Below are 26483 nucleotides of genomic sequence, written 5' to 3' on the forward strand. Positions count from 1 at the left end.
GGTGCGTTTAAGGGACAGATATGCAACCGGTCATCGAGGCTGTTGATATCCGCAGGGTCTATCCCGGCGGTACTGTTGCCAATGACGGCGTGAACCTGCGCGTCCAGCCGGGCGAGGTCCATGCCGTCGTGGGCGAGAATGGCGCGGGCAAATCCACGCTGATGAAAATCCTGTTCGGGACGGAAAAGCCCGATGGCGGCAGCTTGCAGATATTTGGCAAGCCGGTGGCGTTCTCTGGCCCGCGCGATGCGATTGATATGGGCATCGGCATGGTGTTTCAGCATTTCTCGCTGGTGCCGTCCTTTACCGTCTATGAAAACGTCGTGCTGGGGTCTGAACCCAAATCCGGTATCATCTTTGACCGCGCCGCTGCCATTGCGCGTGTGCGCGAGCTGTCGAGCCGCTTTCGCCTGAATGTCGACCCCGAGGCGCGCGTCGATACCCTGCCGGTCGGCCAACAGCAGCGTGTCGAGATTCTGAAATCCCTCTATCGCGATGCAAAGATCCTGATCCTCGACGAGCCGACCGCCGTCCTTGCGCCGCAAGAGGTCGAGGAGTTGTTTGCCGCCGTCCGCGCCCTGACGGCGCAGGGGCGCACGGTCATCTTCATCGCCCATAAACTGCCCGAGGTTCTGGCGATTTCCGACAGCATCACCGTGATGCGCGCGGGCCGCACGGTGGGGCAGGTGCGCGCAGCGGAGGTGACCGAGGATAGCCTTGCGACCCTTATGGTCGGGCGGCAGGTGCACCTGCGCGCGGCGCGCACCGCCCATATCGGCGATGTGATTGCATCGGTCGAGGGCCTTGATCTGCGGTCGGAAAAAGGCACGGCGCTGGTGCAGAACCTGCATCTGTCGGTGCGCGCGGGCGAGATTCTCGGCCTCGTCGGGGTCGAGGGCAACGGGCAGGCCGAGGTGCTAGAGGCGATCGCGGGTCTGCGCCCCGTCGCGGGCGGTCGCATCACCTTGGCGGGGCAGGTGCTGGACGGCCAATCGGTGCTGGCGCGCCGTAGCATGGGCGTCGCCTCGATCCCCGAGGATCGCTTGGCCGAGGGGCTGGCGCCCCATTCCACCATTGCCGAAAACCTTGTGGCGACGCGGCTGGATGATCCGCGTTTCGTGCGGCGGGGTCTGCTCAACCTGCGCGCGATCCGCAAAAATGCCGTGGACAGGATCACTCAATTCGCCATCCGCGCGGGCGGGCCGGATTACACTGTCGCGACGCTATCGGGCGGCAATATGCAAAAGGTCGTCGTGGCGCGCGAACTTGCGACGCAGCCGGCGCTGTTGCTGGTGAACCAGCCGACACGCGGCGTTGACCTCGGTGCGACCCAATTCATTTGGGAGCGGTTGACCGAGGCAAGGGACGGCGGCGCGGGCGTGTTGCTGGTGTCCGCCGATCTGTCGGAACTGATGGCTCTGTCGGATCGGCTGGTGGTGTTCTATCGCGGCCAGATCGTCGCCGCGCTGCCAAATACCGAGGGTCTCACGCCCGAGGCTTTGGGCCGCTATATGCTGGGCCTGACCCGTCAGACGCCCGAGGACATCACGGCGGGACTGCAATGACACAATTTTACACCGAGCTTTCCCGCGCGCTGCTGGCGCTGGCTGTCGCGCTGGTCGTGGCACTGCTGATTATCATCGCGACCTCATCCGACCCTGCAAATGCCTTTACGCAATTGCTGACCGCGCCGCTGACGTCGAAACGCACGATCGGTTATTGGATGGATGACGTGGCAAAGCTGACGCTGACCGGCCTTGCCTTCAGTCTGGTATTCCAAGCGCGGCAGTTTTCGATGGGCGTGCAGGGGCAGGTCTATATCGGTGGCATGTTCGCCGCTTGGGTTGCGCTGTCGCCGCTGGGGACCACGGTGCTTGCGATCCCGCTGGGGCTGATCGCGGGCATGATCGGCGGCGCTGCCTATGGCTTTATCCCCGGCTATGCCAAGGCTAAATTCGGCGCGAACGAGATCGTCTCCTCCCTCATGCTGAACTATATCGCCATCAAAGTGGTCAATTGGGTGACGCGCGCACATCTTGCACCCGAGGGCAGCGGCCAATTGATGTCGCCGCCATTTCCGCCCGAGGCGACCTTTCCCGCGCTGGTGTCCGGCACTCGTCTGGATCTGGGGCTGGTCATCGCGCTGGTGATGGTGATTGTGGTGTGGTTCACCCTCTATCGCACGCGCTGGGGGCTAAAGTTGCGGCTGGTGGGCGATAATGCCACTTTCGCCGCCTATGCCGGTATCAAATCGAACGCGGTGATGATCGCCGCGATGACGGCGGCAGGCGCAATCGGGGGCCTGTTGGGCTCGGTCTTTGTACAGGGCCGCGCCTATGGCAAGATTACCGAGAATTTTGACGGCAACCTTGCGTTCGAAGGCATCCTGATCGCCATCGTCGCCAAGAACCGCCCCCTTGCAGTGCCTTTCGTCGCGCTGGCCTATGGCTACTTACGCCAAGGCGCGCAGCTGATGGGCAACCGCACCGACGTGCCCAATGAAATGATCGCCGTCGTGCAGGCGCTGGTCATCTTGCTGGTCGCCTCCAGTTTCACCATTCCCGGTCGCCGCGCGCTGGCGCGCCTTTTGCGCCGCAAGGAGGCCGCGCAATGATGGATATTATCGGAGCCGTCTTTTCGGTCACATTCCTTGCCATGGTCATCCGCCAGATGACGCCGCTGCTGCTGGCGACGCTGGGCGGGCTGATCGCGGACCTCTCGGGCGCGCTGAATGTTGCGCTGGAAGGCATGATGCTGATTTCCGCGCTGACGGCGGTGCTCGTCTCGGTGCATTACCCTTGGTATGTGGCGGTGCTGGCGGGGATGAGCGCGGGGTCGGCGCTGGGCCTGATGATGGCGTTCTTCCACCTGCGCATGCGCGCCGATATCATTCTGGTCGGCTTTGCGGTGAATATCGTGGCGACCGGCGGCACGGTTTTCGCGCTGTCGCTGGCGACGGGCGGCGATAAAGGCACCTCGATCAATCTGGTGTCCAAGGCCATTCCGGCGGTGAATCTGCCGTTCCTGCGCGATATTCCCGTGGTGGGGCAGCCCCTGCACGGGATGCTGTCGGGCCATTCGGTGCTGACATGGTTTGCCTTTGCCTCCGTCTTTGGACTGTGGTTCTTCCTCTACCGGATGCGCGGCGGGCTGTGGCTGCGGGCGGTGGGCGAATATCCCGCGGCCCCTGCGGCTGCGGGGATCAAGGTCGATACCGTGCGTATGTGGGGGCTAATCGCCTCGGGCGCATTCGCGGGGCTGGCGGGGGCGCAGCTGGCGATGTTCAACTATGTCGGCTTTACCCGTGACATGACGGCGGGACGGGGGTTCATCGCGCTGGGGGCCGTGCTGCTGGGCGCGCGTCATCCGGTCGGCGCCTGCGTTGCGGCGCTGCTCTTCGGCTTTTTCGACGCGCTGTCATTCGTCATTGCCACCCGGGCGCAGAATTTCCCGGCCGAGCTGATCCAGGCGATGCCCTTTGCCGTGACCATTGTGGCGCTGATCTTTTTCGCATGGCGCGCCCAAAAGGCCAAAGCCCTGCGCGGCGCCTGAGGGGGCAAAGCAAAGCGTGCCTTGGCGGGGTCGCTGTGATAGGCCTTGCAGATTGACTTTTTGCGGGGCGCGCTATGCTGGACCATATCTTTTTAACCGTCAACGATCTGACGCGCGCCATTGCCTTTTATCAGGCGGTGCTGCCGCATGTCGGCATCACCCAGCGCCATGATTATGACGGCAAGGACGGCCCTGCCGGTCACCCTGATCTGAAGGGCTTTGGCACACAGGGGCGTATTTCATTCTGGTTGCGGCAGGGGCAGCCCGCGCCGCAGGCGGTGCATGTTGGCTTTCTGGCCCATTCCGAAGCCGAAGTCCGGGCCGCTCATGCTGCCGCCCTTGCGGCGGGCGGCACCGAAATTCACCCGCCCGGCGCGCAGCTGCATTACGATCCGCGCTATTTTGCGGCACAACTGCGCGACCTCGACGGCTATACGCTGGAATTCGTCTACAAAAGCTGGCAGCACGCCCGCGTTGTTACGGGATGATGCGCGAATATTTCGTGCCTTCAATCGTCGCACCCACGCGCAGTCCGCTTTGGGCAAAGACGACGGCAATCACAGGCGCGCTCGAGGTAGTGGTATCCGTGCGCAGCATATCGCCATTCTCGGCAATCGCATATTCGACATCGGCACCCGCCGCCCAGCCATAGCCGGTGCGGAATTGCCCCAGCGCGTCCTGCGTCATGAAAAACAGCACATGACTGAACTGCTGCGCGCCGATCTGGAAACCCGCGCTGGCCGATGCGGCCGAGTAATAATCGACGGTGGTCTGGTGAATGCGCAGCGCGCCGCGCCCATACGAGCCGCCAAAGCCAAGGCCAAGTTCGGAAATCACCGGCATGACCAGCATCCCCGCCGAGCGGTTCATCAGATCCTGCGTGCCGGGATAGGCCTGCAACATATATTGAATGGTGCTATCCGCGCGGGCGTCAATCTCAGCCGCGCCGCCACTGCCGATTCCATTGCTGCATCCCGCGACAAGGCCGGTTGCGCCAAGGCCGATCAGCAGGCCGCGTCGTGTCAGGTCCATCATTTTCTGCCGCCTCTGGTTGTTCTGTCGGCCTTATGGTGGCCGCTGGCGCGCAGAATAGGCCGCAAGCAGGGATTTGTCACCCGCCTGCGACCAGATGCGCGGGATTTTACCCGTTTAGCGCCTCGGCCACCTCTGGCGCGAAATAGGTCAGGATGCCGTCGCAGCCGGCGCGCTTGAACGACATCAGCGTTTCCAGCACGACCTTTTGCGGGTCCAGCCAGCCATTGGCAAAGGCCGCCTTCAGCATCGCGTACTCGCCCGACACCTGATAGGCAAAGGTCGGCACCCCGAACGTATCTTTCACCTGGCGGCAGATATCGAGGTAAGGCATCCCCGGTTTCACCATGACCATATCGGCCCCTTCGGACAGATCGCGCGCGACCAGACGCAAAGCTTCGTCGCGATTGGCGGGGTCCATCTGATAGGTCTTTTTATCGCCTTTCAGCGCAGCGCTGGCGCCCACCGCATCGCGGAACGGCCCGTAATAGCCCGAGGCATATTTCGCGGCATAGCTCATGATCGTGACATTGCGGTGGCCCGCGCCCTCCAGCGCCGTGCGGATCGCACCGATGCGGCCATCCATCATGTCGCTGGGGCCTAGAATATCGGCGCCGCTTTCGGCCTGCGCCAGTGCCATTTTCACCAGCGCCTCGACGGTCTCGTCGTTCAAGATCTGGCCGTCGACCACAAAGCCGTCATGGCCGTTGATATTATAGGGGTCGAGCGCGATATCAGTCATCACGGCGATATTGGGTGCAGCGTCTTTAATCGCGCGGATGGCGCGGTTCGCGACATTGTCCATGCTCCAGGCCAAGGCGCAATCCTCGGTGCGGGCGGACATGTCGGTATAGGGAAAGATGCACATGGCGGGGATGCCGCGGGCCTCAGCCTCGACGGCGGCCTTGGCGATGCGATCGACCGACAGGCGCTGCACGCCCGGCATCGAGGGGATATCCGTCGCGCAATCCTCGCCGTCCATCACAAACACCGGCCAGATCAAATCGCTGCTGTCCAGATGCGTCTCGCGCACAAGGGCGCGCAGCGCAGGTGTTGCGCGGTTGCGGCGCAGGCGGGTGGCGGGAAATGGGGCAAGGACGGGTGGCATGATTGCGCGCCTTTCGTGACACATATGCGTTTGCCATGGGTTTTACGCCCATATGCGCTATGGGCAAGGGGGCTTTGCCCCGTTAGGGTGCGCCCATCCGGCCTATTGGAACCAAAAAGACGTGACGATCTTTGACATTATCTCGCCGCGCGCCTTCACCAGCCTGTGGTTTTGGATCGGCGTGGCGCTGGTCTGGGGCCATGCTTCGGCGCAGGTTCTGGGCGTGCCATGGGACATCATCCGCCGCGCAAAATCCGGCGAGGCAGACAGCGTCCGCGATATGAATGACGCCGTGCGCATCGCGCTGGGCCGTATCGCGCGCACCGCCGACAAGGGCGGCATCTGGCTGGCGGGTCTGATCGGCTTTGCGGGCGCCGCGCTGATCAGCCTTGGCTGGTTCTATCGGGTCGAGTTTTTTCGCGCGCTGACCTGCCTTGCGCTGCCGCTGCTGGCGCTGGCGCTGCTGGATCTGCGATGGGCGCTGCGGATTTTCCACGGCGAGCTGGTGGGCGAGCCGCTGCGCCGCACCTTGGTCCGCCTGCGCTGGGCGCGGCGCGCGATCGGCGCGCTGCTGGCGTTTGTCACGCTGATCATTGGCGCAATTGACATCATCCGCAGCTATATTCTGTTTTAGGTTTAGCAGGTTGCCGAAAGACGGCGGGCCGCTTAGGTATTCGATATGTCTCATCATCCGCATCACATTACCGTCTCTGGCGCGCCCGAAGGGTTCGATGCCCGTCTGATTTTGCAAGAAATCGCCAAAAGCGGCGGGCCATTGGTGCATGTCGCGCGCGATGACCGCCGCCTTGCCGCGATGCAGGCCGCGCTGGCATTCTTTGATCCGGCGATGCCGGTCTTTGTCTTTCCGGCGTGGGATTGCCTGCCCTATGACCGCATCTCGCCCAACCCCGAGATTTCCGCCGCCCGTATGGCGACGCTGGCCGCGCTGACCCATGGCATGCCGCAGCGCTATGTGCTGCTGACGACACTGAACGCGGCAACGCAAAAGCTGCCCGCGCGTGCGCTGCTGCGCAAATCCGCTTTTGCCGTCGATGTCGGCACTCGCGTCGACGAGGCTGCCCTGCGCGCCTTTTTGGTGCGGATGGGGTATAGCCAAGCCTCGACCGTGGCCGAGCCGGGGGATTTTGCCTGGCGCGGCGGTATCGTCGATATTTTCCCGCCGGGACGCGATCTGCCGGTGCGGCTCGATTTCTTTGGAGATGTGCTGGATGGCGCGCGCACCTTTGATCCCGCCACCCAGCGCACCGTGGAAAAGCTCGATCGGATCGAGCTGTCCCCCGTGTCCGAAGTGGTGCTGGACGAGGCGTCGATCACGCGGTTTCGCCAGAATTACCGCATCGCCTTTGGTGCGGGCGGGGCGGATGATCCCTTGTATGAATCGGTCTCGGCGGGCCGCAAACATGCGGGGATGGAGCATTGGCTGGGCTTTTTCCATGACCATCTGGAAAGCCTGTTCGACTATCTGCCGGGTGCGACCATCACGCTCGACGATCAAAGCGACGCCATCCGCGAGGCGCGCTGGGCCACCATCGCCGACCAATATGGCGCGCGCCAACATGCGCTGGCGCAGCGGCGCGGCAATGACAGCGTGTATAAACCCGCGCCGCCCGAGACGCTCTATCTGGACGATGCCGCGTGGGAGGCCGCCGTCGGGCCCCGCCGCGTGCTGCGCTATGCGCCGCTGAAACAGCCGACCGGCCTGGGTGTGATTGATGCAGGCGGCACAATCGGTCGCGATTTCGCGCCTGAACGACAACAAGAAAGCATCAGCCTGTTCAAGGCATTATCAGACTATGTTAAACCCCTATCTAAAGATCATGCCGTTATCATCGCCAGCTATTCCGAAGGCGCGCGTGAACGCCTGACCGGCCTTCTCGAGGACGAAGGCATTGGCGAGGTGATCCCCGTCACCGACTTTTCCCGCGTCGGCAAGCGCGGCATCCATATCGCCGTCTGGGCGTTAGAGGCCGGTTTCAACGCTCCCGGCCTGCATGTCGTATCCGAACAGGATGTGCTGGGCGAGCGTCTGATCCGCCAGACCCGCCGCAAGAAACGGGCCGAGAATTTCCTGACCGAGGCTGCAAGCCTGTCGCCGGGCGATCTGGTCGTCCATGTCGAACACGGCGTCGGTCGCTATCTGGGCCTAGAGGTGATCACCGCCGCGGGTGCGCCCTATGAATGCCTTGTGCTGGAATACGCAGAAAGCGCAAAGCTGTATTTGCCGGTGGTGAATATCGAACTCCTCAGCCGCTATGGGCACGAGGAGGGGCTGCTCGACAAGCTGGGCGGCGGCGCGTGGCAGGCGAAAAAGGCCCGCCTGAAAGAACGTATCCGCATGATCGCGGACAGCCTGATCCGCGTCGCGGCCGAGCGCGCCTTGCGCACCGCGCCCGAGGTCGATCCGCCCTCGGAGATTTGGGAGCAGTTCCTTGCGCGCTTTCCCTATCAGGAAACCGACGACCAATTGCAGGCGATTGGCGATGTGATCGGCGATCTGCAGGCGGGCAGCCCAATGGATCGCCTGATTTGCGGCGATGTCGGCTTTGGCAAGACCGAGGTGGCGATCCGCGCCGCCTTTGTCGCCGCCATGTCCGGCCTGCAGGTCGCGGTGGTTGCGCCGACGACACTGCTGGCGCGGCAGCATTTCAAAAGCTTTGCCGAACGCTTCCGTGGCTTCCCGCTGAACGTGCGCCCGCTGTCGCGGTTCGTCTCTGCCAAAGAGGCCGAGGCGACCCGCAAGGGTCTGGCGGATGGCACGGTCGATGTGGTGATCGGCACCCATGCCGTGTTGGCCAAAGGCGTGAAGTTCAAAAGCCTCGGCCTGCTGGTGATCGACGAGGAACAGCATTTTGGTGTGCAGCACAAAGAGCGGCTGAAACAGATGCGGTCGGACATCCACGTGCTGACCCTGACCGCGACGCCGATCCCGCGCACCTTGCAATTGTCGCTGACCGGCGTGCGCGACCTGTCGATCATCGGCACGCCCCCCATCGACCGCCTTGCGATCCGCACCTATGTCAGCGAATTCGACACGATCACCGTGCGCGAAGCGCTGCTGCGCGAACATTACCGCGGCGGCCAAAGCTTTATCGTCGTGCCGCGCCTGTCGGATCTGCCCGAGATGGAGGAATTCCTGCAACGCGAAGTCCCCGAGGTGAAATACGTCACCGCCCATGGCCAGATGGCTGCGGGCGAGTTGGATGACCGTATGAACGCCTTTTACGACGGCAAATATGATGTGCTGCTGGCGACAACGATTGTGGAATCCGGCCTCGATATCCCGACGGCGAATACGATGATCGTGCACCGCGCCGATATGTTTGGCCTGGCGCAGCTTTATCAAATTCGCGGCCGGGTGGGGCGCTCCAAGGTGCGCGCCTATGCTTACCTCACGACAAAGCCGCGTCAAAAGCTGACCCCTGCGGCCGAAAAGCGGCTGCGGGTGCTGGGCAGCCTCGACAGTCTGGGGGCGGGCTTCCAGCTTGCCTCGCAGGATCTGGATATTCGCGGCGCGGGCAACCTGCTTGGCGAGGAGCAATCCGGCCAGATCCGCGAAGTCGGATACGAGCTGTATCAGCAGATGCTGGAGGACGAGATCGCCCGCATCAAATCCGGCGAATCCGAAGGGCTGCCGAATAATGACCAATGGGCACCCAATATCAGCCTTGGCGTCTCGGTGCTGATCCCCGAGGATTACGTCCCCGATCTGGATGTGCGCCTTGGCCTTTACCGCCGCCTGTCGGATCTGTCGACCAAGGTGGAACTCGAGGGCTTTGCGGCGGAACTCATCGACCGTTTCGGCAAACTCCCGCGCGAGGTGAACACTCTGCTGACCGTGGTGCGGATCAAGGCGATGTGCAAACGCGCCGGTATCTCTGCGCTGGAGGCCGGGCCAAAGGGCGTGACCATCCGGTTCCACAACGATAAATTCGCCTCGCCCGTGGGGCTGGTCGAATTCATCACCGACCAGAAAGGCGCGGCGCGCGTCAAAGACAACCGGATCGTTATTCAGGCCGATTGGAAAACCGAAGCTGACCGCATTCGCGGCTCTTTCGCAATCGCCCGCGATCTGGCAGAAAAGCTGGTGGCCGAGAAAAAGGCCGCCAAATCCGCTTAGAGGCTGAAATGACACAGATTACCCTGCACAACACCAAGACCCGCCAGACCGAGGTCTTCGTGCCGCTCAATCCGGCAAATGTGCGGCTCTATCTGTGTGGGCCCACCGTTTATGACCGCGCGCATCTGGGCAATGCGCGCCCCGTGCTGGTGTTCGATGTGCTGGTGCGGTTGCTGCGCCATGTTTACGGCGCGGATGCGGTGACCTATGCGCGCAATTTCACGGATGTCGATGACAAGATCAACGATCGCGCCGCCGCCACCGGCCGCTCGATCCGTGATATCACGGACGAGACGATCGGCTGGTATCACGCCGATATGGATGCGCTGGGCGCGGATCGCCCGGATCTCGAGCCGCGCGCGACCGATTGGATTCCCGCCATGGTCGAGATGATCACCGGGCTGATTGACCGTGGCCATGCCTATGCCACTGAGGGCCATGTGCTATTCGCCGTCGATAGCTATGCCGATTACGGCGCGCTGTCGGGCCGCTCGGTCGAGGATATGATCGCGGGCGCGCGGGTCGAGGTGGCGCCCTTTAAGCGCAACCCGATGGATTTCGTGCTGTGGAAACCTTCGGACACGGATCAGCCGGGCTGGGATAGCCCTTGGGGCCATGGCCGTCCGGGCTGGCATATCGAATGCTCGGCCATGAGCTATGGGCTTTTGGGCGCGTCCTTCGACATCCACGGCGGCGGCATCGACCTGCAATTCCCGCATCATGAAAACGAGATCGCGCAAAGCTGCTGCGCCCATCCCGAAGCGTCCTTTGCGCGCTATTGGATCCATAACGAGATGTTGCAGGTCGAAGGCCGCAAGATGTCGAAGAGCTTGGGCAACTTCTTTACCGTCCGCGATCTGCTGGATCAGGGCGTGCCGGGCGAGGTCATCCGCCTTGTCATGTTGGGCACCCATTACAGCCGCCCGATGGACTGGACCGAGGATAAACGCCTGACCGCCGAAGGCGCTTTGCGCAAATGGCGTGCGCTGACGGCGGGCGCGGCCCCGGGTGCCATCGACCCCGAGGTGATTACCGCGCTCGCGGATAATCTGAACACCGCCGGCGCGATTTCCGCGCTGCACCGGCTGGCGAATGCGGGCGATGCGGGGGGGCTTTTGGCCTCGGCGCAGATGCTGGGGCTGTTGCAGGACGGTATGGGCGATTGGCTGGCGGCCAGCGGCGATGACGCCGCGCTGGTCGACGGGCTACTCGCGGATCGCGCGGCGGCCAAGGCGGCCCGCGATTTTGCCGCCGCCGATGCGATCCGTGATCGCCTGGTTGCCGCGGGCGTCGTGCTGAAAGACAAGCCCGGCGGTGTCACCGAATGGCAGATCGGCGCGGGCGCCGACCTCTCGTCGCTGAAAGGCTAGCGCATGGTCAACGTCGCCCTTGCCGAACTGGTGCGCGAGGGCGACGCGGACCGTTTTGCCGCTACAATGGCCGCGCCTGTGCCCGCCCGCGCGCCGTTATTCGCGCTGGCGGCGCTGAATTTGGAACTGGCGCGCATCGGGTGGATTTCGGACAATCCGCTGATCGTCGCGATGCGGCTGCAGTGGTGGCATGATATCGTCGATGGCCGTGCCGCCCCTAGTGGCGATGTGGCGCTGGCGCTGGCGGGGCTGCTGGAGCGGGGTCTTGACCCCGATCTGCTGCACCCGATGATCGCCGCGCGGGGCGAGCAGGGTGATCTGATGCACTTTCTGCGTGATACGGCGGGCAATCTGTCCGCGCTGGCCGGTCAGGCGACAGGCGCGCGCGATATCAAGGCGTTGCAAGAGATCGGCTTGGCCACAGGCATTGCAAACTGGCTGCTGGCCGGCCCTGCTCTATTGGCAAAGGGCAAGACGTGGCTGCCTGCATCGGTCAGTGTCGGGGAATTGGCGGGGCAGGGTTTGGCGCTGCTGGATCGCCGCCGCGGCCTGCCGAAATCGGATTTTCCGGCTGCGCTTTGGTCGGTCCATGCGGGGCCCGTGTTGCGCCGGGCCAAAACGCATGAGGCCGACGCAATGGCCGGCGGGCTTGCCCCGTCTGAGGCCGCGCGCCGCCTATCTTTGCTGTGGCGCGCGATGCGAGGGCGCTGGTAGCGCCCATAAAAAGGGGCCTTAGCGGCCCCATTGGCGCACAGCGCCGCAATCCATATGCACGAAATTCGAACCCGAATAGCGCCCAACGCCGCCCGCGCTGCACCGCTCGGCTGCCGATGCAACTTGGCTGACCGAACGGCCCTCCAGACGCACATCAACCGCCTGACCGCGCATATGCAGCGAATCGCGTGCAACGCCCGAACTGGTCGCCCGCAGCATCGCATTCGTCTGCGGCGAGCGGAAACCCGACAGCAGCATATAAGGGCGGTTCACATCCACCAGGCGATGCGTCGCCGTCAGAATGTCGATGGTACGTGTGTCGATGCCGATCATTTCATTATTGCGCCAGTCGCGCATGAAATAGGTCACTTCGCGCACAGCCTCGGGGACATATTGGCCGTCGATCCAATAGATCGTGTCCAATTGTTCGCCCGTGCGTCCCGAATACATGCGGATGCGGCGAATATCGCCTGCGCCGCCGCGCAAAAAACCAGCTGCCTTACTAAACGTAGGTGCCGCCGTGACCATCGTGGCCGCGAAGATACCCAAAAGCGCGCGCCGGCTGAAACCCGTGTCGCTGCGGCGAGATGATTGATCCATCTGGCCGGTGGATTCGTATCTTGTCATCGAATGCCTGTCCCGTCGTTTTCCTTCGCCCGCACCGGCCAAACCCTAGCTAAACTGGCTGATCCTCAACCGATGCTGGTCTTGCGCCTCTTACGGGCGCAGGGGGTTTATGGCATGCGATCGCTGAGCGACCAACCTCTGTTTTGCCATTGGTTCCTTTGGAAATGGTAAATAGGCGAAAAATTGCGCGTCTGCGTGCAAATTGGGACAGTTGTTGCTGCGATTTTGCGCAGATGTGCGGATGATTTCCCGTCTGCGCGCGTGTCTGCGCCGCCGCATTGGCCAGATTTTTAACCAGCAGACACGATTGTGAGTTTACCTCTGCTGCAGCGCTGTCAAAGACTTATAGAAAATATAAAGACGAGGCTGGGTATGGTTCAGGTTCAAATGTCGCGTCGGGCGCTGCTGCGCGGTCTATCGGGTGGAATGGTGGCGGGCCTGTTGCCTGCAGGCGGTGCGATGGCGCTGGGGCTTGATCAGGCAGGCTTTCGTCAGGGCCTGATCGAGGCGATCGGCGATGACGCGACCCTGCGCAGCTTTTATGGCGCGCGCGATTATCAGGCCTTGTGGGCTGGCACCGAAGATACTGCCGTCCAACGTCGCAACGCGCTGCTGGCTGCGATGGCAGACGCGCCTGCGCATGGTCTGCCCGCGTCGCTGTTCGATCCCTATGATCTGCTGGCGAAAATGCACGCCGCCGCAACACCGCAGGCCCAAGGCACCGCCGAGGCTGCGCTGAGCCGTGCCGCCGTCTCATTGGGGCAGGCGCTGCATGGTGGTTTTCTGACACCGGGTCGGGTGATTTCGCTGATCAAGCGGCAGGCACCGCAGGTCGATGGCGTCGCGCTGTTGAACGCGATGACCAGCCAATCTGCGGGCGCCGTGCTGCGTGCGCTTACGCCGTCGGATGCGCAATATGCCGGTCTGATGCGCGCCCGCGCGCAGCTGGATGCGGCCGAGGCGGCTGGCGGCTGGGGCGGCGAGGTTTTTGCCGGTGCCGCCGGTAAATTGCAGCTGGGCGATCAGGGCGATGCCGTGCTGTCCCTGCGCAACCGACTGATGTTGCAGGGCTATATGGCGCCCAGCCTCAGCCCCGTCTTTGACCAGAGCCTGCTTTTGGGCGTGCAGGCGTTCCAGACCGCGCATGGCCTTGCCACCGATGGCGTCGTCGGGGCGGGAACTTTGGCCGAATTGAACATGGGGATCGACGCCCGTATCCAGCAGGTGCTGGTCGCGATGGAGCGCGCGCGCTGGTCGAACAAACCCTTGGGCGCGCGGCATATCTGGGTGAACCTCGCCGATTACCATACGGTGATCCGCAACAATGGTATGGACGAATTCCGCACCCGTTCGGTGATCGGCGCGCGCGGTGCAGATCGCGAAACGCCCGAGTTTTCCGATATCATGAACCATATGGTGGTGAACCCCAGCTGGCATGTGCCACGCTCGATCGTCGTGGGGGAATATCTGCCGCAATTGCAGCGCAACCCCTATGCCGTTAGCCATATCAATGTGCAGGATGGGTCTGGCCGCGCGATCGACCGCAGCTTGATCGATTTTAACGCCTATAATGCCAGCAACTTCCCGTTTTCCATGCGCGAGCCGCCCTCGCGCGGGAATGCTTTGGGGTTGGTGAAATTCATGTTCCCGAACCAGTGGAACATCTATCTGCATGATACGCCGTCCAAGGATCTGTTCGCGCGCGAGACGCGGGCCTTTAGCCACGGCTGCATCCGCTTGGCCGATCCCTTTGATTTCGCCTATCAACTGCTGGGGCCGCAAACCAGCGATCCGCGCGGCCTGTTCCAGCGCACGCTGGACACCGGCCGCGAGACGCGCGTCGATCTGGAACAGCCGCTGCCGGTGCATCTGGATTACCGCACCACGGTTATCGCGCCCTCGGGTGCGGTTACGTTCCGCCGCGACATCTATGGCCGCGACGCAGCGATCTGGGGTGCAATGGCGCAGCAAGGGGTAGCGGCGCGGCTTGTCTGATACTATTTCAGAGATGATAAAAGCTGAAAAAGGACGCGACATGCCCTATCGGATTGACGAGCTGGCCGAAAAACTGGGCGCAAGCTTTGAGGGTGACGGAAGCCTGATCGTCTCGGGCGCGGCCGAGCCGCAAACCGCAGGCGAGGGCGATCTGGCCCTTGCCATGTCCCCCGCCTATGCCGCCCATCTGGCCGAGGGCCGCGCCCAAGCCGCCGTTGTCTGGCCGGGTGCGGATTGGCAGGCGCTGGGTCTGAAAGCTGCGGTTTTCGCCCCGCGCGGACGGCTGGCGATGGCAGGTTTGACGGCGCTGATGGACCCCGGCCCCGCGATGGCGCCCGGTATCCATCCCAGCGCGATTGTCGATCCCACTGCCGATATTGCGGCGGATGTGGCAATCGGCCCGTTTTCGATCATCGGTGCGGGGGTGACAGTGGCGGCGGGTGTCCGGATCGGCGCGCATGTGTCGGTCGGCCCAAGCAGCGTGATCGGCGTGGACGGATTGATCCATGACGGCGTGCGAATTGGCCGCCGCGTCCGCATTGGCGCGAGGGTGATTGTGCAGCCGAATGCGGTGATTGGCGCCGACGGCCTGTCGTTCGTGACTGCCGAGCCCTCCTTTGTCGAACTCTCGCGCCAGACCCTGGGTGTGGGCGAGGTGACGATCCCCAGTGATCCGCGCTGGCACCGCATCCATTCGCTGGGCGGGGTCGAGATCGGCGATGATGTCGAAATCGGCGCGGCCACTACGATTGATTCGGGCACGATCCGCGCCACGAAAATCGGCAATGGCACCAAATTGGATAACCTGATCCATATCGCGCATAACGTGGTGATCGGTGAGCACTGCCTGTTTGCCGCACAGGTTGGCGTTGCAGGCTCGAGCGTGATCGGCAATCGCGTCGTTTGCGCCGGCAAGGTGGGCATCAGCGACAATATCACCATCGGCAATGATTGCGTGCTGGGCGGGGCAAGCGTGATCCTATCGTCCGTTCCCGCAGGGCGCGTCATGCTGGGCTATCCGGCGACGAAAATGGATGTGCAACTGGAAAGCTATAAGGCGCTGCGGCGCTTGCCGCGCATCCTTGCCAAACTCGCCCCGCGCAAAGGCGAATAAGATAAGGGCCGCCCGATGAAGCGGCCCTTTCGCTTTACTCGGCGGGTGCCTCGGTCGGGGGCAGGGCCTCGATTGCGCGATAGCCAGCGGTGAAACCGGCCAGCGAAACCGTCAGATTGACCTCGGGGTTCTCGGCATTCGAGAAAGCCGGAACGATGGTGACGCGGCCAGCGCTGCCAGCACGCAGCTGGTCAAGTTCAGCCGTGGTCAGCCCGATGCGCGAGACGCAACCCGCCATGCCGCAAAAGGCAAAGGGATAGCGGCGGGCGTTCTGACCGTCGACTTCCAGCACAACACCGGCTTGCAGCATGGTTTCCAGCGGGGCGATGATCGTCGCGCCAGCCGAAGCCTCTTGGCCGGCGGGCAGGGCGAAAATGCTGATCTCGGCGACCGGGTTGGCTTCCTCATCTTCCAGCAGCTGGTAGAGGTGGCAGGGGTCGTTCTCCTCGCCGGTGTTCACACAGCGCAGGGCCCAATCGCCAAAAGTTTCCTGCACATAGGGCTCGCCCAGCTGGGGGCCGGTGGCGGCGGCGACAGGCTCGCCCGTGCTCAGGCCCGATGCGGCGGGCGGGGTAGCCTCTTGTGCAAAGGCAGGGGCGGCCAGCAGCACAGCAAGTGCGGCGGACATGAGTTTCAACGTCGTCTTTTGCATGACTTCTCCGGTCTGCGGATGTGGCGCTGTTTTAGCATGATGCGGTGGCAACAAACAGCACAACCTGCGCCGATATGCGAAAGGTTGATGTCGTGTTGATGACGGATGTGGCAAGTTTGTGCCAAAATAAAGAAGGGACCCAAAAGGTCCCTTCTCTTTTATCTCCCCGCCGGACTTGGCCGACCTATTACAAAAAAGTTACGGAACCTTTAGCGATGCGTCAATCGCTTTGTGCATGCCGGGTAGAATGTCGGGGTCGCGGCGCATGGCTTGCCTTGTTTTTAAGCGCCGCCCGGCGTTCAATACCCGTGAAAAACGGGGGCTCAGATGGCGACAGAGATTTTCATTGGTGGCGGCGGTGACGCCTATGGCACGGCGCAAAACCTGCTGCTGGCGCAGGGCAATCGCCACGAGCTGATCGCGGGTGCGACGGGAACGGGCAAGACCGTAACCTTGCAGATCATGACCGAGGCCTTTTCCGCCGCTGGTGTGCCGGTGTTCTTGACCGATATCAAAGGCGATCTGGCGGGGCTGTCGCAGGCGGGCGTGCCCGATGAAAAGCTGCGCGACGCCTTTGCCGCACGCGCCACGCAGATCGGATTTGATCTGCAATATCAGGCCTTTCCGGTCACGTTCTGGGATGTTTACGGCAAGCAGGGCCACCCGGTGCGTGCCACGGTGGCCGAGATGGGACCCCTGTTGCTGTCGCGCCTTTTGGGCCTGTCGGATGTGCAAGAGGGGGTGTTGAACATCCTGTTCCGCGTCGCGGATGAGCAGGGCCTGCCGCTGCTGGATCTGACGGATTTGCAGGCGATGCTGGTTTGGTGCGGTCAAAATGCGCGCGATCTGTCGCTGCAATATGGCAATGTCTCGACCGCCTCGGTGGGCGCGATCCAACGCGCGCTGCTGATCCTCGAGAATCAGGGCGCGCTGCAGTTCTTTGGCGAGCCGGCGCTGGAATTGGACGATCTGATGCGCGTCGATGCCGCCGGGCGCGGCATGGTGAATATCCTTGCCTCTGACCAGTTGATGCAAGCGCCGCGGCTTTACGCGACCTTCCTGCTGTGGCTGATGTCCGAATTATTCGAGACGCTGCCCGAGGTTGGCAACCCCGACAAACCAAAGCTGGTGCTGTTCTTTGACGAGGCACATTTGCTGTTTGACGATGCGCCAAAAGTGCTGGTCGACAAGATCGAACAGGTGGCACGGCTGATCCGATCAAAGGGTGTCGGCGTCTATTTTGTCACGCAAAATCCGCAAGATGTGCCGGATTCGGTGCTGGGGCAGCTGGGCAATCGCATTCAGCACGCGTTGCGGGCCTTTACCGCAAAAGACCGTCGTGATCTGCAAAAGGCGGCCGAGACCTATCGCGACAACCCCCGGTTCAAAACCGCCGATGCGATCTCGCAGGTTGGCACGGGCGAGGCGGTGACATCGCTGCTGGATCGCAAGGGCAGCCCCCAAATGGCCGAGCGCACATTGATCCGCCCGCCGCAATCAAGGAATGGCACCATTACCGTCGAGGAACGGCAGGTGATCCTGCAAGCCTCGGATATGGCGGGGAAATACGACAAGACGATTGATCGCGAATCCGCGCGCGAAATGCTGGCGGCGCGGGCCGCGCTGGCCAGCGCCGAGGCGGATGCCGCCGAGACCGAGGCGACCGGCGAATTCACCCGCGCGCGTCGTTACAACGGCGGTCGCAGCCAGCCCGCGCCAAGCGCGCAAACCGGCGGCGCCGATTTTGTCGAGGCGTTCAAGAAAGCTGCGGTCAAGGAACTGAGCGGCACCACCGGCCGCCGCATCATGCGCGGCGTCTTTGGGACCTTGTTCAAGGGACGTTAATCCTTGGCCGCCGTTAATCTTTAGCCAGCGGGTGATGGGTCAGCACCAGATCTTTCAGGTGCTGGTCCAGCACATGGGTATAAATTTCGGTCGTGGCGATATCGGCATGGCCCAGCATGGTCTGGATCGCGCGTAAGTCAGCACCGTTGGCCAGCAGATGCGTGGCAAAGGCATGGCGCAATTTATGCGGGCTGACACGCGCGGGCGATATGCCGGCAAGCACCGCAAGGTCTTTTAAAATCACCAGAAAATGCTGCCGTGTCAAATGACCATCGGCCCCGTGCGAGGGGAACAAAAAGCGCGAGGGTTGCCCGCCTGCCTTGCGCAAAGCCTCTTGCTCCGTGTCGCGCTGGGCCAGCCACTCGACCATAGCGGTGCGGGCGGGCGGCGACAGCGGCACCAGACGTTCCTTGCCACCCTTGCCGCGCACCAACAACATGCGCGGGTCCCCGCGCGCGGCGGCGACCGGCAGGGTCACCAATTCGCTGACCCGCATCCCCGTCGCATAAAGCAATTCCAGCAGACAGGTGTTGCGCAACGCTTCGCGCGGGCGGGCAGCGCTCGCTGCGCGGGCGGCGTCCAGCAGGCGGTCGACCTCGTCCTCGTTCAGCGTTTCGGGCAGGGTGCGCGCCTTGGTCGCGCCTTTCAGACGGATGGACGGATTATCGGTGCGCCAACCCTCGTCAAAGGCAAAGCGGAACAATTGCCGCACGGCTGACAGCCGCCGCGCGCGGGTCGAAGGCGACAAGCCCTGATCGGCGCAAAACGTCAGATAATCCTCGATATCCGCCTGATCCAGCGTCAGAAAATCCAGCTTGCGGCGCGCCAGCCATGCCGCGAAATCTTGCAGGTCGCGCCCATAAGCCAGCAAAGTGTTGCGCGCCGCGCCAAGCTCGGCCGCCTGTGCCTCAAGAAAGGTGGATATCCAGCGCTCCATCATCGCCTTAGCCTGTGCGATCCAGCAGCAGCACTTGCAGCGCGATCCGCCGTGCGACATCCTCGAGGCCGACCAGCCGCAGCGCTGCCAAGGCGGGGGCAAGCGCGGCCGGATCACCGGTCAGCGCGGCCTCGGCCCCGGTAATGGCTTTCAACAACCCCTCGCCAAGCTTGCCTGCGTTGATCAGGTCGGCGGCGGCATTGGGCGTATCGTCAAGGGTAAAGCCGTTGATCACCGGGCCGACAAACGGGTTTCCGGCCCAGCCGCCGACGGGGGTCCCCTCGGTCACCTGTCCGCGTGCAACGGCGATCAGCAATGCCTCGCGGCTATTGGCATTCGCGGGGCGTTGCAGCGCGGCGACCGATTCGTAATCGGGCGACAGCAGCCCCATCTCTAGCGCAGCAGCATTGCCAGAGCGCGCAAAATCGGGCTGCACCAGTGCTTCGGCGTAAAACCGGGCAAGGGGCACTTCGACCCGCGCGGCTTTCGCACCGTCATAAAGCGCGGGCAGGGCGTCCAAGGCCGTTTCGGCCCCCGTCGCCAAGGCGCGTTCGAAATCCTGCACCGCGCGCGCGCGATCCCATATGCCGCCCGAAGCTGCCGGAATATGTGCAGTGTAAAAGCCGACCAGCGCGTTTTCCGATAGCGCGCCGCCGCGGGCCAGACGCTCGGCCGCCTCGATCTGGCTGCGCCACGCGACCATGCTGCGCAGATCGGCATTGGCAAAGGCGCGCGGCAAGGTAGCCGTCGGGATCGCCTCGCCCACGGCCTCGCGCATGCGAAATTCCAGCGGGGTCAGCGTCGTGGGTTCGGGCAGGATGCTGTCGCCATCGTCCATTTCCGGGTCGAGGAAATGCACCAGCAGCGCCTGCTCATCGGCATTCACCGCACCAAGGCTGAGGGCATTGTTCAGCACCAGCGCCGCCGCAGGCCAGTCGCCCGCGCGGGCAAGGCAAAAGACATGCGTCGAAAGCGTCGGCGCGATGGCCGGCATTTCGTTCAATTTGGTGCAGGCAAAATCCTCGGTCCCGGTCAGCAGCGAGGCGTCAAACCAGCGGCGGAACACTTCGGGGCGCGCGACGTCCGAGGCTTCGATCAGCGATTGGGCCTGATCCAAAGCGCCCATTTCCAACAGCTTATCGACGCGGGCGAGGAATAAATTGCCGGTCGCTGCCGCGCCCGACGGGGGGGCAGCCTCGGCCAACATCAGTTGCACCAGCAGTTCCTGCAAGGCGGGCAGGCTGGGCGCAGGGGTCGCGCGCAAGGCGGCCAGCGCGTCGGATTCGGGGCTTTGCGACCACAGGCTGGTCGGCAGCCCGGTCACATCCGATGGCAGCAGCCCCACGATATCGGGCGAGGGCGCGTCCAGCGATTGCACTGTGATCTCGGGCGTGACGCCGCCGGTGACCGGGGCGGTGCTGGTGGGGCTTGCGGGCGGGGCGGGCGTCACGCTTTCAGAGAGCCAGTCAATCGCAGACAGCGGCCCGCGCTCTTGCGCCACTGCCGCGCCTGCAATCGTCAACCATATCAGGCCAAGCCCCTGAGCAATACGCATCGGATCCCCGCAGGAAAATGGGTTAAGGCAGCGTCACGGGCACACGCATTTCGCGCGCGGGGGGCTGGAAGTCATCGGGCATCACCAGCGGGCCGACATAGGCATAGGCGATCAGCGCAATCGCCGCCACGACGACGAGAATGAAGATAACCTTGATGAGTTTCCACAGCATATGCGCGATCCAAGCCTCGTTTACGTTTCTATCTGCCACAAACAGCAGCGGCCGTTGAGGCCTACCTACGGTTTATAGCTGGAAATTTATCCAAGATCACGCCATTCAGTCGAAACAATTACGTCAAGACCGAGGTGAGGCATATGCGGCGGCAATCGGCAGTGAAAAAACGATATCACCTGCATAAGGCCGTGGCATTGGTCGGTATGATGGGGTCTGGAAAAACCGCTGTCGGGCGCGCCATAGCGCAGCGCCTTAGCGTGCCGTTTCGCGATTCGGATCAGGCGATCGAGGCGGCGGCCCAATCCACCATCGCCGAGATTTTCGCCCGCGATGGCGAGCCGTTCTTTCGCGACCGCGAGGCCGAGGTGATCGCCCGCCTGCTGACGGACGAACCTGCGATCATCTCGACCGGGGGCGGTGCGTTCTTGGCGGCGCGCAACCGCGAGAAAATCGAAGGGGCGGGCGTGGCTTTGTGGCTTGATGCCTCGGTCGGGATCTTGTGGGAACGCGTGCGCCACCGCGATACGCGGCCGCTGCTGCGCACCGAAAATCCGCGCAAGACGCTGGAAGAGCTGCATAAAGTGCGCGCGCCCATCTATCAGCTTGCCGGGCTGCGCCTGCAGGCCATTGGCGGCCAAAGCGTCGAAGAAACCGCCAGCCGCGCCGTCGCGCTGCTTTTGACCCGCCCTGATGTGCTAGAGGAAATCTGATGCCCAAGGTTCATGTCGATCTGCCCGGACGGGCCTATGATATCCTGATCGGGCGCGGGCTGCTGGCGCAGACCCCTGATCTGATCGCGCCTTTCCTGCGCCGCAAGCGTGTGGTCATCGTGACCGACAGCAATGTCAGCACGCTGCATCTGGGCGCGCTGCAAGGCGCGCTGGATGGCGCCGGGATTGCCCATGCCAGCCTGACCCTGCCCGCGGGCGAGGGCACCAAATCCTGGGACGGCCTTACGCAAACGGTCGAATGGATCCTCGACCAAAAGGTCGAGCGCGGCGATCTGGTGCTGGCGTTGGGCGGCGGTGTGATGGGCGATCTGGTCGGGTTTGCCACCGCCATCGCGCGGCGCGGGATGCGATTCGTGCAGATCCCGACGACCCTGTTGGCGCAGGTGGATAGCAGCGTCGGCGGCAAGACAGGTATTAACACCCGCCATGGCAAGAACCTTGTCGGCGCTTTCCATCAGCCGACACTGGTGCTGGCCGATACGGATGTGCTGGCCACGCTGCCTCGCCGCGATTTTCTGGCGGGTTATGGCGAGGTGGTGAAATACGGCCTGCTGGGTGATTTCGAATTTTTCGCGTGGCTGGAACAGCATGGCCCGAACCTGCACAGCGATCCCGATGCGCTGATCTATGCCGTGCAAAAATCCTGCCAGATGAAGGCGGATATCGTCATGCGCGACGAGACCGAGCAGGGCGACCGCGCGCTGCTCAACCTTGGCCATACCTTTTGCCACGCGCTGGAATCGGCGACCGGCTATTCGGATCGCCTGCTGCACGGCGAGGGGGTCGCAATCGGCTGCGTCCTTGCGCTAGAGCTGTCGGCGCGCCTTGGCCTGTGTCCGCAAGAGGACCCCTCGCGGTTGCGCGCGCATCTGGCACAGATGGGCACCAAGATGCGCCTTGCTGATATTGCAGGTGATTTGCCCGATGCGGCGGCGCTGCTGGCGTTGATGGGGCAGGACAAAAAGGTGCAAGATGGTAAACTGCGCTTCATTCTGACGCGCGGCATCGGTCAGGCCTTCATCACATCCGACGTGCCCGCGACTGCGGTTCTGCGCGTGCTAGAGGATGCTTTGAAGGAAAGGGAGTGACATGAAAATCGTCGCAATATCAGGATTTTCGGTGATTTCGCGCGATGGCCCGACCAGCGCCGCATTGTATATCGACACGCTAGGGCTGCCGATGCAGCAGCAGGGCGATTATGCCTTTATTGACGGCTTTTCCGGCGCGCATCATTTTGGCGTCTGGCCGCTGAAGGACGTGGCGCAGGCCTGTTTTGGCATGGATGACTGGCCCGATGATCTGTCGATCCCCAGCGCCTCGGTCGAGTTTGAGCTGGAAACCGCCGCTGCCGTCGCCGTCGCTGTCGCCGAAATGCAGGCGCAGGGACAGGTTTTTATCCATACCGCGCGCGACGAGCCATGGGGCCAGACGATTGCCCGTTTCATCAGCCCTGAAGGCGTGCTGACCGGCCTTAGTTTTGCACCTTGGTTGCATGACGCAACATAAAAAGGGTGGCTCTTGGCCACCCTTCAATCTTAAAACGGGATCTCGTCATCGCCAAGGTCGCTGACGCGGTTTTGCGCGCCGCCGCCGCTGCGGCCACCAGCGCCGCCCGATGCCGGCTGGCTAGAATAACCACGGTCATAGCCGCCATCATAGCCACCTTGCTCGCCCTGATAGCCGCCACCGCCGCCGCCTTGGCCGCCGCCATCACGCCCATCCAGCAGCGTCAGGCTGCTATTAAAGGGGCGCAGCACGACTTCGGTCGAATAGCGGTCAGCGCCGGCCTGATCTTGCCATTTGCGCGTTTCCAGCTGGCCCTCAAGGTAGACTTTGCTGCCTTTGCGCAGGTATTTTTCGGCGATATTGCCCAGCGGTTCTGAGAAGATGGCAACCGAATGCCATTCCGTGCGTTCCTTGCGCTCGCCCGAATTGCGGTCGCGCCAGGTTTCGCTGGTGGCGATGCGCAGGTTCACGACCTTGCCGCCATTGGGAAAGCTGCGGACCTCGGGGTCGCGCCCCAGATTGCCAATCAGAATGACCTTGTTTACCGATCCAGCCATGCGCCAGCCCCCTTCAAATGCGTGATGCGCATTGGTCGCAGATTTGTCATCGCGCCGCAAGGCGGATGCCCGCCCGCCTGTCGCAAGGATACTTCCCAAATGCGAATTCTGCGTTAATCTGCCGCGCAAACTGCACTGGGGGACACCAGAATGCGAAACGGGGCCTGCGCGATTGCGCTGCTGGGGGCTGCACTATGCAGCGTGCCTGCCTTTGCCGATACGCTGTCGACATCCAATCGGGTGGGGTTGCTGCAAAGCCAGCTCGACGTGCTGGATGGGCGCGCATCCTCGCAATACAGCTTTTCCGAGCGTCTGATTCCCGAACGCGTAGCGCCCCAGATCCCGTTGTATAACGGCAGTTATAACGGCCCCTATCTGGCGCAGGCCCGCGCCGCCGCACGGCGGCATAACATCCCCGAGGACCTGTTCCTGCGCCTTGTGCAGCGGGAAAGCGGCTGGAATGAGGCTGCGGTGTCAGTCAAAGGCGCGCTAGGCCTTGCGCAATTGATGCCCGATACCGCGCGGCTGCTGGGGGTCGATCCGCTCAATCCGCAGCAAAATCTGGATGGCGGCGCGCGTTATCTGCGCAGACAATATGACAAGTTCGGCAATTGGCAGCTTGCGCTGGCCGCCTATAACGCGGGTCCAGGGATGGTCGAGACGCACGGCGGCATCCCGCCCTTTGCCGAAACCCAGGCCTATGTCAGGGTGATTTTGGGGCTTTAGGCCGTCTGGACCTCTTTCAACTCTTCCGGAAATGCCCGCTCTAATCGATCTGCGACAAGATCCAATGCCTTGAAATAATTGAAATAATCCGCTTCGAATTCAAAATCGGCGACACCATCAAAGCTTTCGGTATCAAAAGGTATATCTTCGGGCCGCAGCACGCCGGAATAGTAATCACGGAACTTGATGTCGCCGCCGCGATGCAGCCGCCCAGCATTGATCCGGAAATTGGGTACATGCCATGCATCTGCAAAAATAAGACCATGGAGGCTGCTAGAAAATATCATCTCGCTGCCCGCAATTTGATTGAAGACCGCCGCAAAATCCGGATTGGTCACATCAATCAATACTGCGCTGGGCACTTGCGCTAGAAAGCGTGCGACCCAGTCTGCCTTGAGTTGGCTGTGATGCGGGATCAGGCCAATTTTATGTGTCTTTGTATTGTCTGTTTGCCATATGCGCGGTGCCAGCAATCCGGGATCACCAAGGACACCTGTCGCTGTCGCTGCATCCAACATGCTAGCTGTCAAAGCGCCGCGCACAGCCGCCACATTCATCTTTTTCAACCAATGGGGCGGCACAGAATCCATCGCGCCCGAACCCCAAACCCAAAGGCGTTTCCCTCTGCCATTGGCAAATGCCTCGCCAATCATGGGGTTATCAAGAACGCTGCCAATGGCGATGATCTCGGCTCCCCATGGGCCGGCCCGCTCGACCTTGCGACCGGAAATATATTCCAACACATTGCCGTTGATGGCATCGCCGATATTCAGAAAGCCAGGATTCTGCCACCAATAGGCCCGTAGCGGCGTGCGCGTCATATTCAAGTGACCTTATTAAGAATGCCGCCAGTATGAAGGCTGGCGGCATTATATTAAATGATGGATTTATTACGGATCACTTTGATTTCATTATACGAGCGGAACTTGGCCTCGTGCATCTTTTCAATGCGCTCCAACTCGGCACTGCGCTCTTCTTGCGTCAGTGACGGCCATGGGGTCGGATTCTGGATATGTCCCGACGCCAAAAGCTTTGCGTGCAGCGCGCCAAAGTCGATCTCGCCCCAAGAGCTGCGCGACGGCCGGCTGCCGGGTTGCAAAATCCAGTCATCCAGCAGGCAGTCGATGGAATAGGCGTCCATGCCCTTAAAGCTTTGGAGCTGACGCGCCAGGTAATCCCCGATCACCATGCTGCGGCGCAGGATAATCGCGGCGCTTTGGTCCTTATGTCCCACGTAACCCAACATATGCAGGGGCGAGCAATCCACGGCAATAATCTGGCGCGCCGCCTTATAGCGGGCAATTTGCTCTTCGGCGGGGAATCTTTGTGGGTGAAAGATGTCATAACCCTCGGCCGCGAGATATTCCTCCAGCTTGTACTCACCCAGCAGACTGCCACGATCAGAAGGCAGTTTCGATCGCGAAATATAGATCTTTTCGTCGCCCGTAGGCTCTATCCCGGCGCCGGCATGGGTGTTCATGAAGGTGCGAAATGCGGCGCTGCCTTCGATCAGGTCGTTCATCCCAAAACCTTGCGCAGGCACATATAGGGTTTCGACCTGAGTTGGTACACGTGCCACAATAATGGGCAGACGCAGCCCCAGAAGTGCGGCCAGCTTTTGCAGCTTTTCGACGGATTTCTGCGGGAAAGTACTGACTTTGGCGGTAAAGATATAAGCCTCGGCATCGACGCCCTCGGCATCCTGTGCCCAAAGCCGAGCCAGCGATTCCACAATGAAATGCCCGAAATGCCCATAGAGTACGCCGCCGAAAATATAGCGCCCTTTGAGCTGTTCCACCTCTTCGGGGGCGGGGGTTGCGGGCGCTGAATTCACCTGCTCGGTCGAGTTGGACCAGCTGATCGACTGGATGACAAAGTTGCCATCCGCATCCAGCACGCCAGAGTTCGTGTAGCGGCCCGATTTCTTGGTCGGATCGGGCGGGATGACATAGGCGTCGCTCAGGACGCGCAACGCATTTGCCGTATCGTTCAAGTCCAGCCGTAATAGGGCACTGTTTTCTTTTACTTGGTCTGATACCGCAATGCTCATATTTTACCACTTTCGTTATAATGATTTCACGTTAACGCAAATGTGCTGCTTGCGCTAGTATTTCTAGCACGATTCTCGTTGAAATAGTTAACATTTGGT

The 26483-nt window shown here is 62.2% G+C and carries 25 protein-coding genes; 15 read left to right on the forward strand and 10 right to left on the reverse strand.

Annotated elements, in window-relative coordinates; genetic code table 11:
• Window positions 1–20: 20 nt before the first annotated feature.
• The 4 genes from KVU_RS03030 to KVU_RS03045 all read left to right on the forward strand — a co-directional run bounded on the left by KVU_RS03030 (window position 21) and on the right by KVU_RS03045 (window position 4040).
• Complete coding sequence (locus KVU_RS03030) at window positions 21–1565, forward strand: ABC transporter ATP-binding protein (RefSeq protein ID WP_013383861.1); 1545 nt, start codon at window positions 21–23, stop codon at window positions 1563–1565.
• On the forward strand, window positions 1562–2614 hold the full coding sequence (locus KVU_RS03035) for an ABC transporter permease (RefSeq protein WP_013383862.1): 1053 nt from the start codon (window positions 1562–1564) through the stop codon (window positions 2612–2614). Before KVU_RS03030 ends, KVU_RS03035 begins: the two co-directional genes overlap by 4 nt.
• On the forward strand, window positions 2611–3552 hold the full coding sequence (locus tag KVU_RS03040) for an ABC transporter permease (RefSeq protein ID WP_014537587.1): 942 nt from the start codon (window positions 2611–2613) through the stop codon (window positions 3550–3552). The genes KVU_RS03035 and KVU_RS03040 overlap by 4 nt, the downstream gene beginning before the upstream one ends.
• A gap of 74 nt (window positions 3553–3626) precedes the next feature.
• Complete coding sequence (locus tag KVU_RS03045; protein ID WP_013383864.1) at window positions 3627–4040, forward strand: VOC family protein; 414 nt, start codon at window positions 3627–3629, stop codon at window positions 4038–4040.
• Here the strand turns inward: KVU_RS03045 and KVU_RS03050 are convergent.
• Together KVU_RS03050 and hemB are read right to left on the reverse strand one after the other, a co-directional pair.
• Complete coding sequence (locus KVU_RS03050; protein WP_014537588.1) at window positions 4030–4587, reverse strand: lipid-binding SYLF domain-containing protein; 558 nt, start codon at window positions 4585–4587, stop codon at window positions 4030–4032. The two genes, KVU_RS03045 and KVU_RS03050, sit on opposite strands and share 11 nt — an antisense overlap.
• A 106-nt stretch (window positions 4588–4693) precedes the next feature.
• Window positions 4694–5692 carry a porphobilinogen synthase gene (gene hemB / locus KVU_RS03055; RefSeq protein WP_013383866.1) on the reverse strand — a complete coding sequence of 333 codons (999 nt, stop codon included), beginning with the start codon at window positions 5690–5692 and terminating at the stop codon, window positions 4694–4696.
• A 121-nt stretch (window positions 5693–5813) separates the two neighbouring features.
• Here hemB and KVU_RS03060 point away from each other — a divergent pair, with 121 nt between their 5' ends.
• Genes KVU_RS03060 through KVU_RS03075 form a run of 4 tightly spaced genes read left to right on the forward strand, consistent with a single transcriptional unit; the run spans window position 5814 to window position 11914 of the window.
• On the forward strand, window positions 5814–6326 hold the full coding sequence (locus KVU_RS03060; RefSeq protein WP_236953140.1) for a hypothetical protein: 513 nt from the start codon (window positions 5814–5816) through the stop codon (window positions 6324–6326).
• A 45-nt stretch (window positions 6327–6371) separates the two neighbouring features.
• Complete coding sequence (gene mfd, locus KVU_RS03065; RefSeq protein WP_013383868.1) at window positions 6372–9830, forward strand: transcription-repair coupling factor; 3459 nt, start codon at window positions 6372–6374, stop codon at window positions 9828–9830.
• Between the two features lie 8 nt (window positions 9831–9838).
• Entirely contained in the window at window positions 9839–11200 is a 1362-nt protein-coding gene (cysS, locus tag KVU_RS03070; RefSeq protein ID WP_013383869.1) for a cysteine--tRNA ligase, read from the forward strand.
• A 3-nt stretch (window positions 11201–11203) separates the two neighbouring features.
• Window positions 11204–11914 (forward strand): squalene/phytoene synthase family protein, encoded by a 711-nt coding sequence (locus tag KVU_RS03075; protein ID WP_013383870.1) that lies wholly within the window; start codon window positions 11204–11206, stop codon window positions 11912–11914.
• A gap of 18 nt (window positions 11915–11932) precedes the next feature.
• Here KVU_RS03075 and mepK read toward each other — a convergent pair whose 3' ends face one another.
• A complete protein-coding gene (gene mepK, locus KVU_RS03080; protein ID WP_014537589.1) occupies window positions 11933–12541 on the reverse strand; it encodes a peptidoglycan L,D-endopeptidase MepK in 609 nt (202 codons plus the stop codon).
• Window positions 12542–12913: 372 nt separating this feature from the next.
• Between mepK and KVU_RS03085 the strand changes: the two genes are divergently transcribed.
• Together KVU_RS03085 and KVU_RS03090 are read left to right on the forward strand one after the other, a co-directional pair.
• Complete coding sequence (locus tag KVU_RS03085; RefSeq protein WP_014537590.1) at window positions 12914–14536, forward strand: L,D-transpeptidase family protein; 1623 nt, start codon at window positions 12914–12916, stop codon at window positions 14534–14536.
• Between the two features lie 40 nt (window positions 14537–14576).
• Entirely contained in the window at window positions 14577–15650 is a 1074-nt protein-coding gene (locus KVU_RS03090; protein ID WP_013383873.1) for a UDP-3-O-(3-hydroxymyristoyl)glucosamine N-acyltransferase, read from the forward strand.
• 34 nt (window positions 15651–15684) lie between these two features.
• Here the strand turns inward: KVU_RS03090 and KVU_RS03095 are convergent, their stop codons facing one another.
• On the reverse strand, window positions 15685–16302 hold the full coding sequence (locus KVU_RS03095; RefSeq protein ID WP_013383874.1) for an invasion associated locus B family protein: 618 nt from the start codon (window positions 16300–16302) through the stop codon (window positions 15685–15687).
• A gap of 327 nt (window positions 16303–16629) precedes the next feature.
• Between KVU_RS03095 and KVU_RS03100 the strand changes: the two genes are divergently transcribed.
• The gene (locus tag KVU_RS03100; RefSeq protein ID WP_014537591.1) at window positions 16630–18147 is read left to right on the forward strand and encodes a helicase HerA-like domain-containing protein; all 1518 of its coding nucleotides are present in this window, start codon (window positions 16630–16632) and stop codon (window positions 18145–18147) included.
• Window positions 18148–18160: 13 nt separating this feature from the next.
• On the opposite strand, the gene KVU_RS03105 is transcribed toward KVU_RS03100, so the two are convergent.
• Genes KVU_RS03105 through KVU_RS03115 form a run of 3 tightly spaced genes read right to left on the reverse strand, consistent with a single transcriptional unit; the run spans window position 18161 to window position 20850 of the window.
• The gene (locus KVU_RS03105; RefSeq protein WP_060486301.1) at window positions 18161–19084 is read right to left on the reverse strand and encodes a site-specific tyrosine recombinase XerD; all 924 of its coding nucleotides are present in this window, start codon (window positions 19082–19084) and stop codon (window positions 18161–18163) included.
• A gap of 7 nt (window positions 19085–19091) precedes the next feature.
• The gene (locus tag KVU_RS03110; protein WP_013383877.1) at window positions 19092–20639 is read right to left on the reverse strand and encodes a hypothetical protein; all 1548 of its coding nucleotides are present in this window, start codon (window positions 20637–20639) and stop codon (window positions 19092–19094) included.
• A 22-nt stretch (window positions 20640–20661) separates the two neighbouring features.
• A complete protein-coding gene (locus tag KVU_RS03115) occupies window positions 20662–20850 on the reverse strand; it encodes a hypothetical protein (protein WP_014537593.1) in 189 nt (62 codons plus the stop codon).
• Between the two features lie 104 nt (window positions 20851–20954).
• Here KVU_RS03115 and KVU_RS03120 point away from each other — a divergent pair, with 104 nt between their 5' ends.
• Genes KVU_RS03120 through KVU_RS03130 form a run of 3 tightly spaced genes read left to right on the forward strand, consistent with a single transcriptional unit; the run spans window position 20955 to window position 23051 of the window.
• The gene (locus KVU_RS03120) at window positions 20955–21524 is read left to right on the forward strand and encodes a shikimate kinase (RefSeq protein WP_044008014.1); all 570 of its coding nucleotides are present in this window, start codon (window positions 20955–20957) and stop codon (window positions 21522–21524) included.
• Window positions 21524–22633: a 3-dehydroquinate synthase gene (gene aroB, locus KVU_RS03125; RefSeq protein WP_013383880.1), complete on the forward strand. Its 1110-nt coding sequence runs from the start codon at window positions 21524–21526 to the stop codon at window positions 22631–22633. Before KVU_RS03120 ends, aroB begins: the two co-directional genes overlap by 1 nt.
• Window position 22634: 1 nt before the next feature.
• Window positions 22635–23051, forward strand: a complete 417-nt coding sequence (locus KVU_RS03130; RefSeq protein WP_013383881.1) for a glyoxalase/bleomycin resistance/dioxygenase family protein — start codon at window positions 22635–22637, stop codon at window positions 23049–23051.
• A 29-nt stretch (window positions 23052–23080) separates the two neighbouring features.
• Here KVU_RS03130 and ssb read toward each other — a convergent pair whose 3' ends face one another.
• Window positions 23081–23608, reverse strand: coding sequence for a single-stranded DNA-binding protein (ssb, locus tag KVU_RS03135; RefSeq protein WP_044008141.1), 528 nt, complete (start codon window positions 23606–23608; stop codon window positions 23081–23083).
• Window positions 23609–23758: 150 nt separating this feature from the next.
• On the opposite strand from ssb, the gene KVU_RS03140 reads away from it, so the two are divergent.
• A complete protein-coding gene (locus tag KVU_RS03140) occupies window positions 23759–24334 on the forward strand; it encodes a lytic transglycosylase domain-containing protein (protein ID WP_013383883.1) in 576 nt (191 codons plus the stop codon).
• Here the strand turns inward: KVU_RS03140 and KVU_RS03145 are convergent.
• Window positions 24331–25155, reverse strand: coding sequence for a polysaccharide pyruvyl transferase family protein (locus KVU_RS03145; protein WP_013383884.1), 825 nt, complete (start codon window positions 25153–25155; stop codon window positions 24331–24333). The two genes, KVU_RS03140 and KVU_RS03145, sit on opposite strands and share 4 nt — an antisense overlap.
• A 53-nt stretch (window positions 25156–25208) precedes the next feature.
• The gene (locus KVU_RS03150) at window positions 25209–26327 is read right to left on the reverse strand and encodes a glycosyltransferase 61 family protein (RefSeq protein ID WP_236953141.1); all 1119 of its coding nucleotides are present in this window, start codon (window positions 26325–26327) and stop codon (window positions 25209–25211) included.
• Window positions 26328–26483: the final 156 nt, after the last annotated feature.

Origin of the sequence: Ketogulonicigenium vulgare WSH-001 (assembly GCF_000223375.1) — a bacterium.
GTDB classification, from domain to species: Bacteria; Pseudomonadota; Alphaproteobacteria; order Rhodobacterales; family Rhodobacteraceae; genus Ketogulonicigenium; species Ketogulonicigenium vulgare.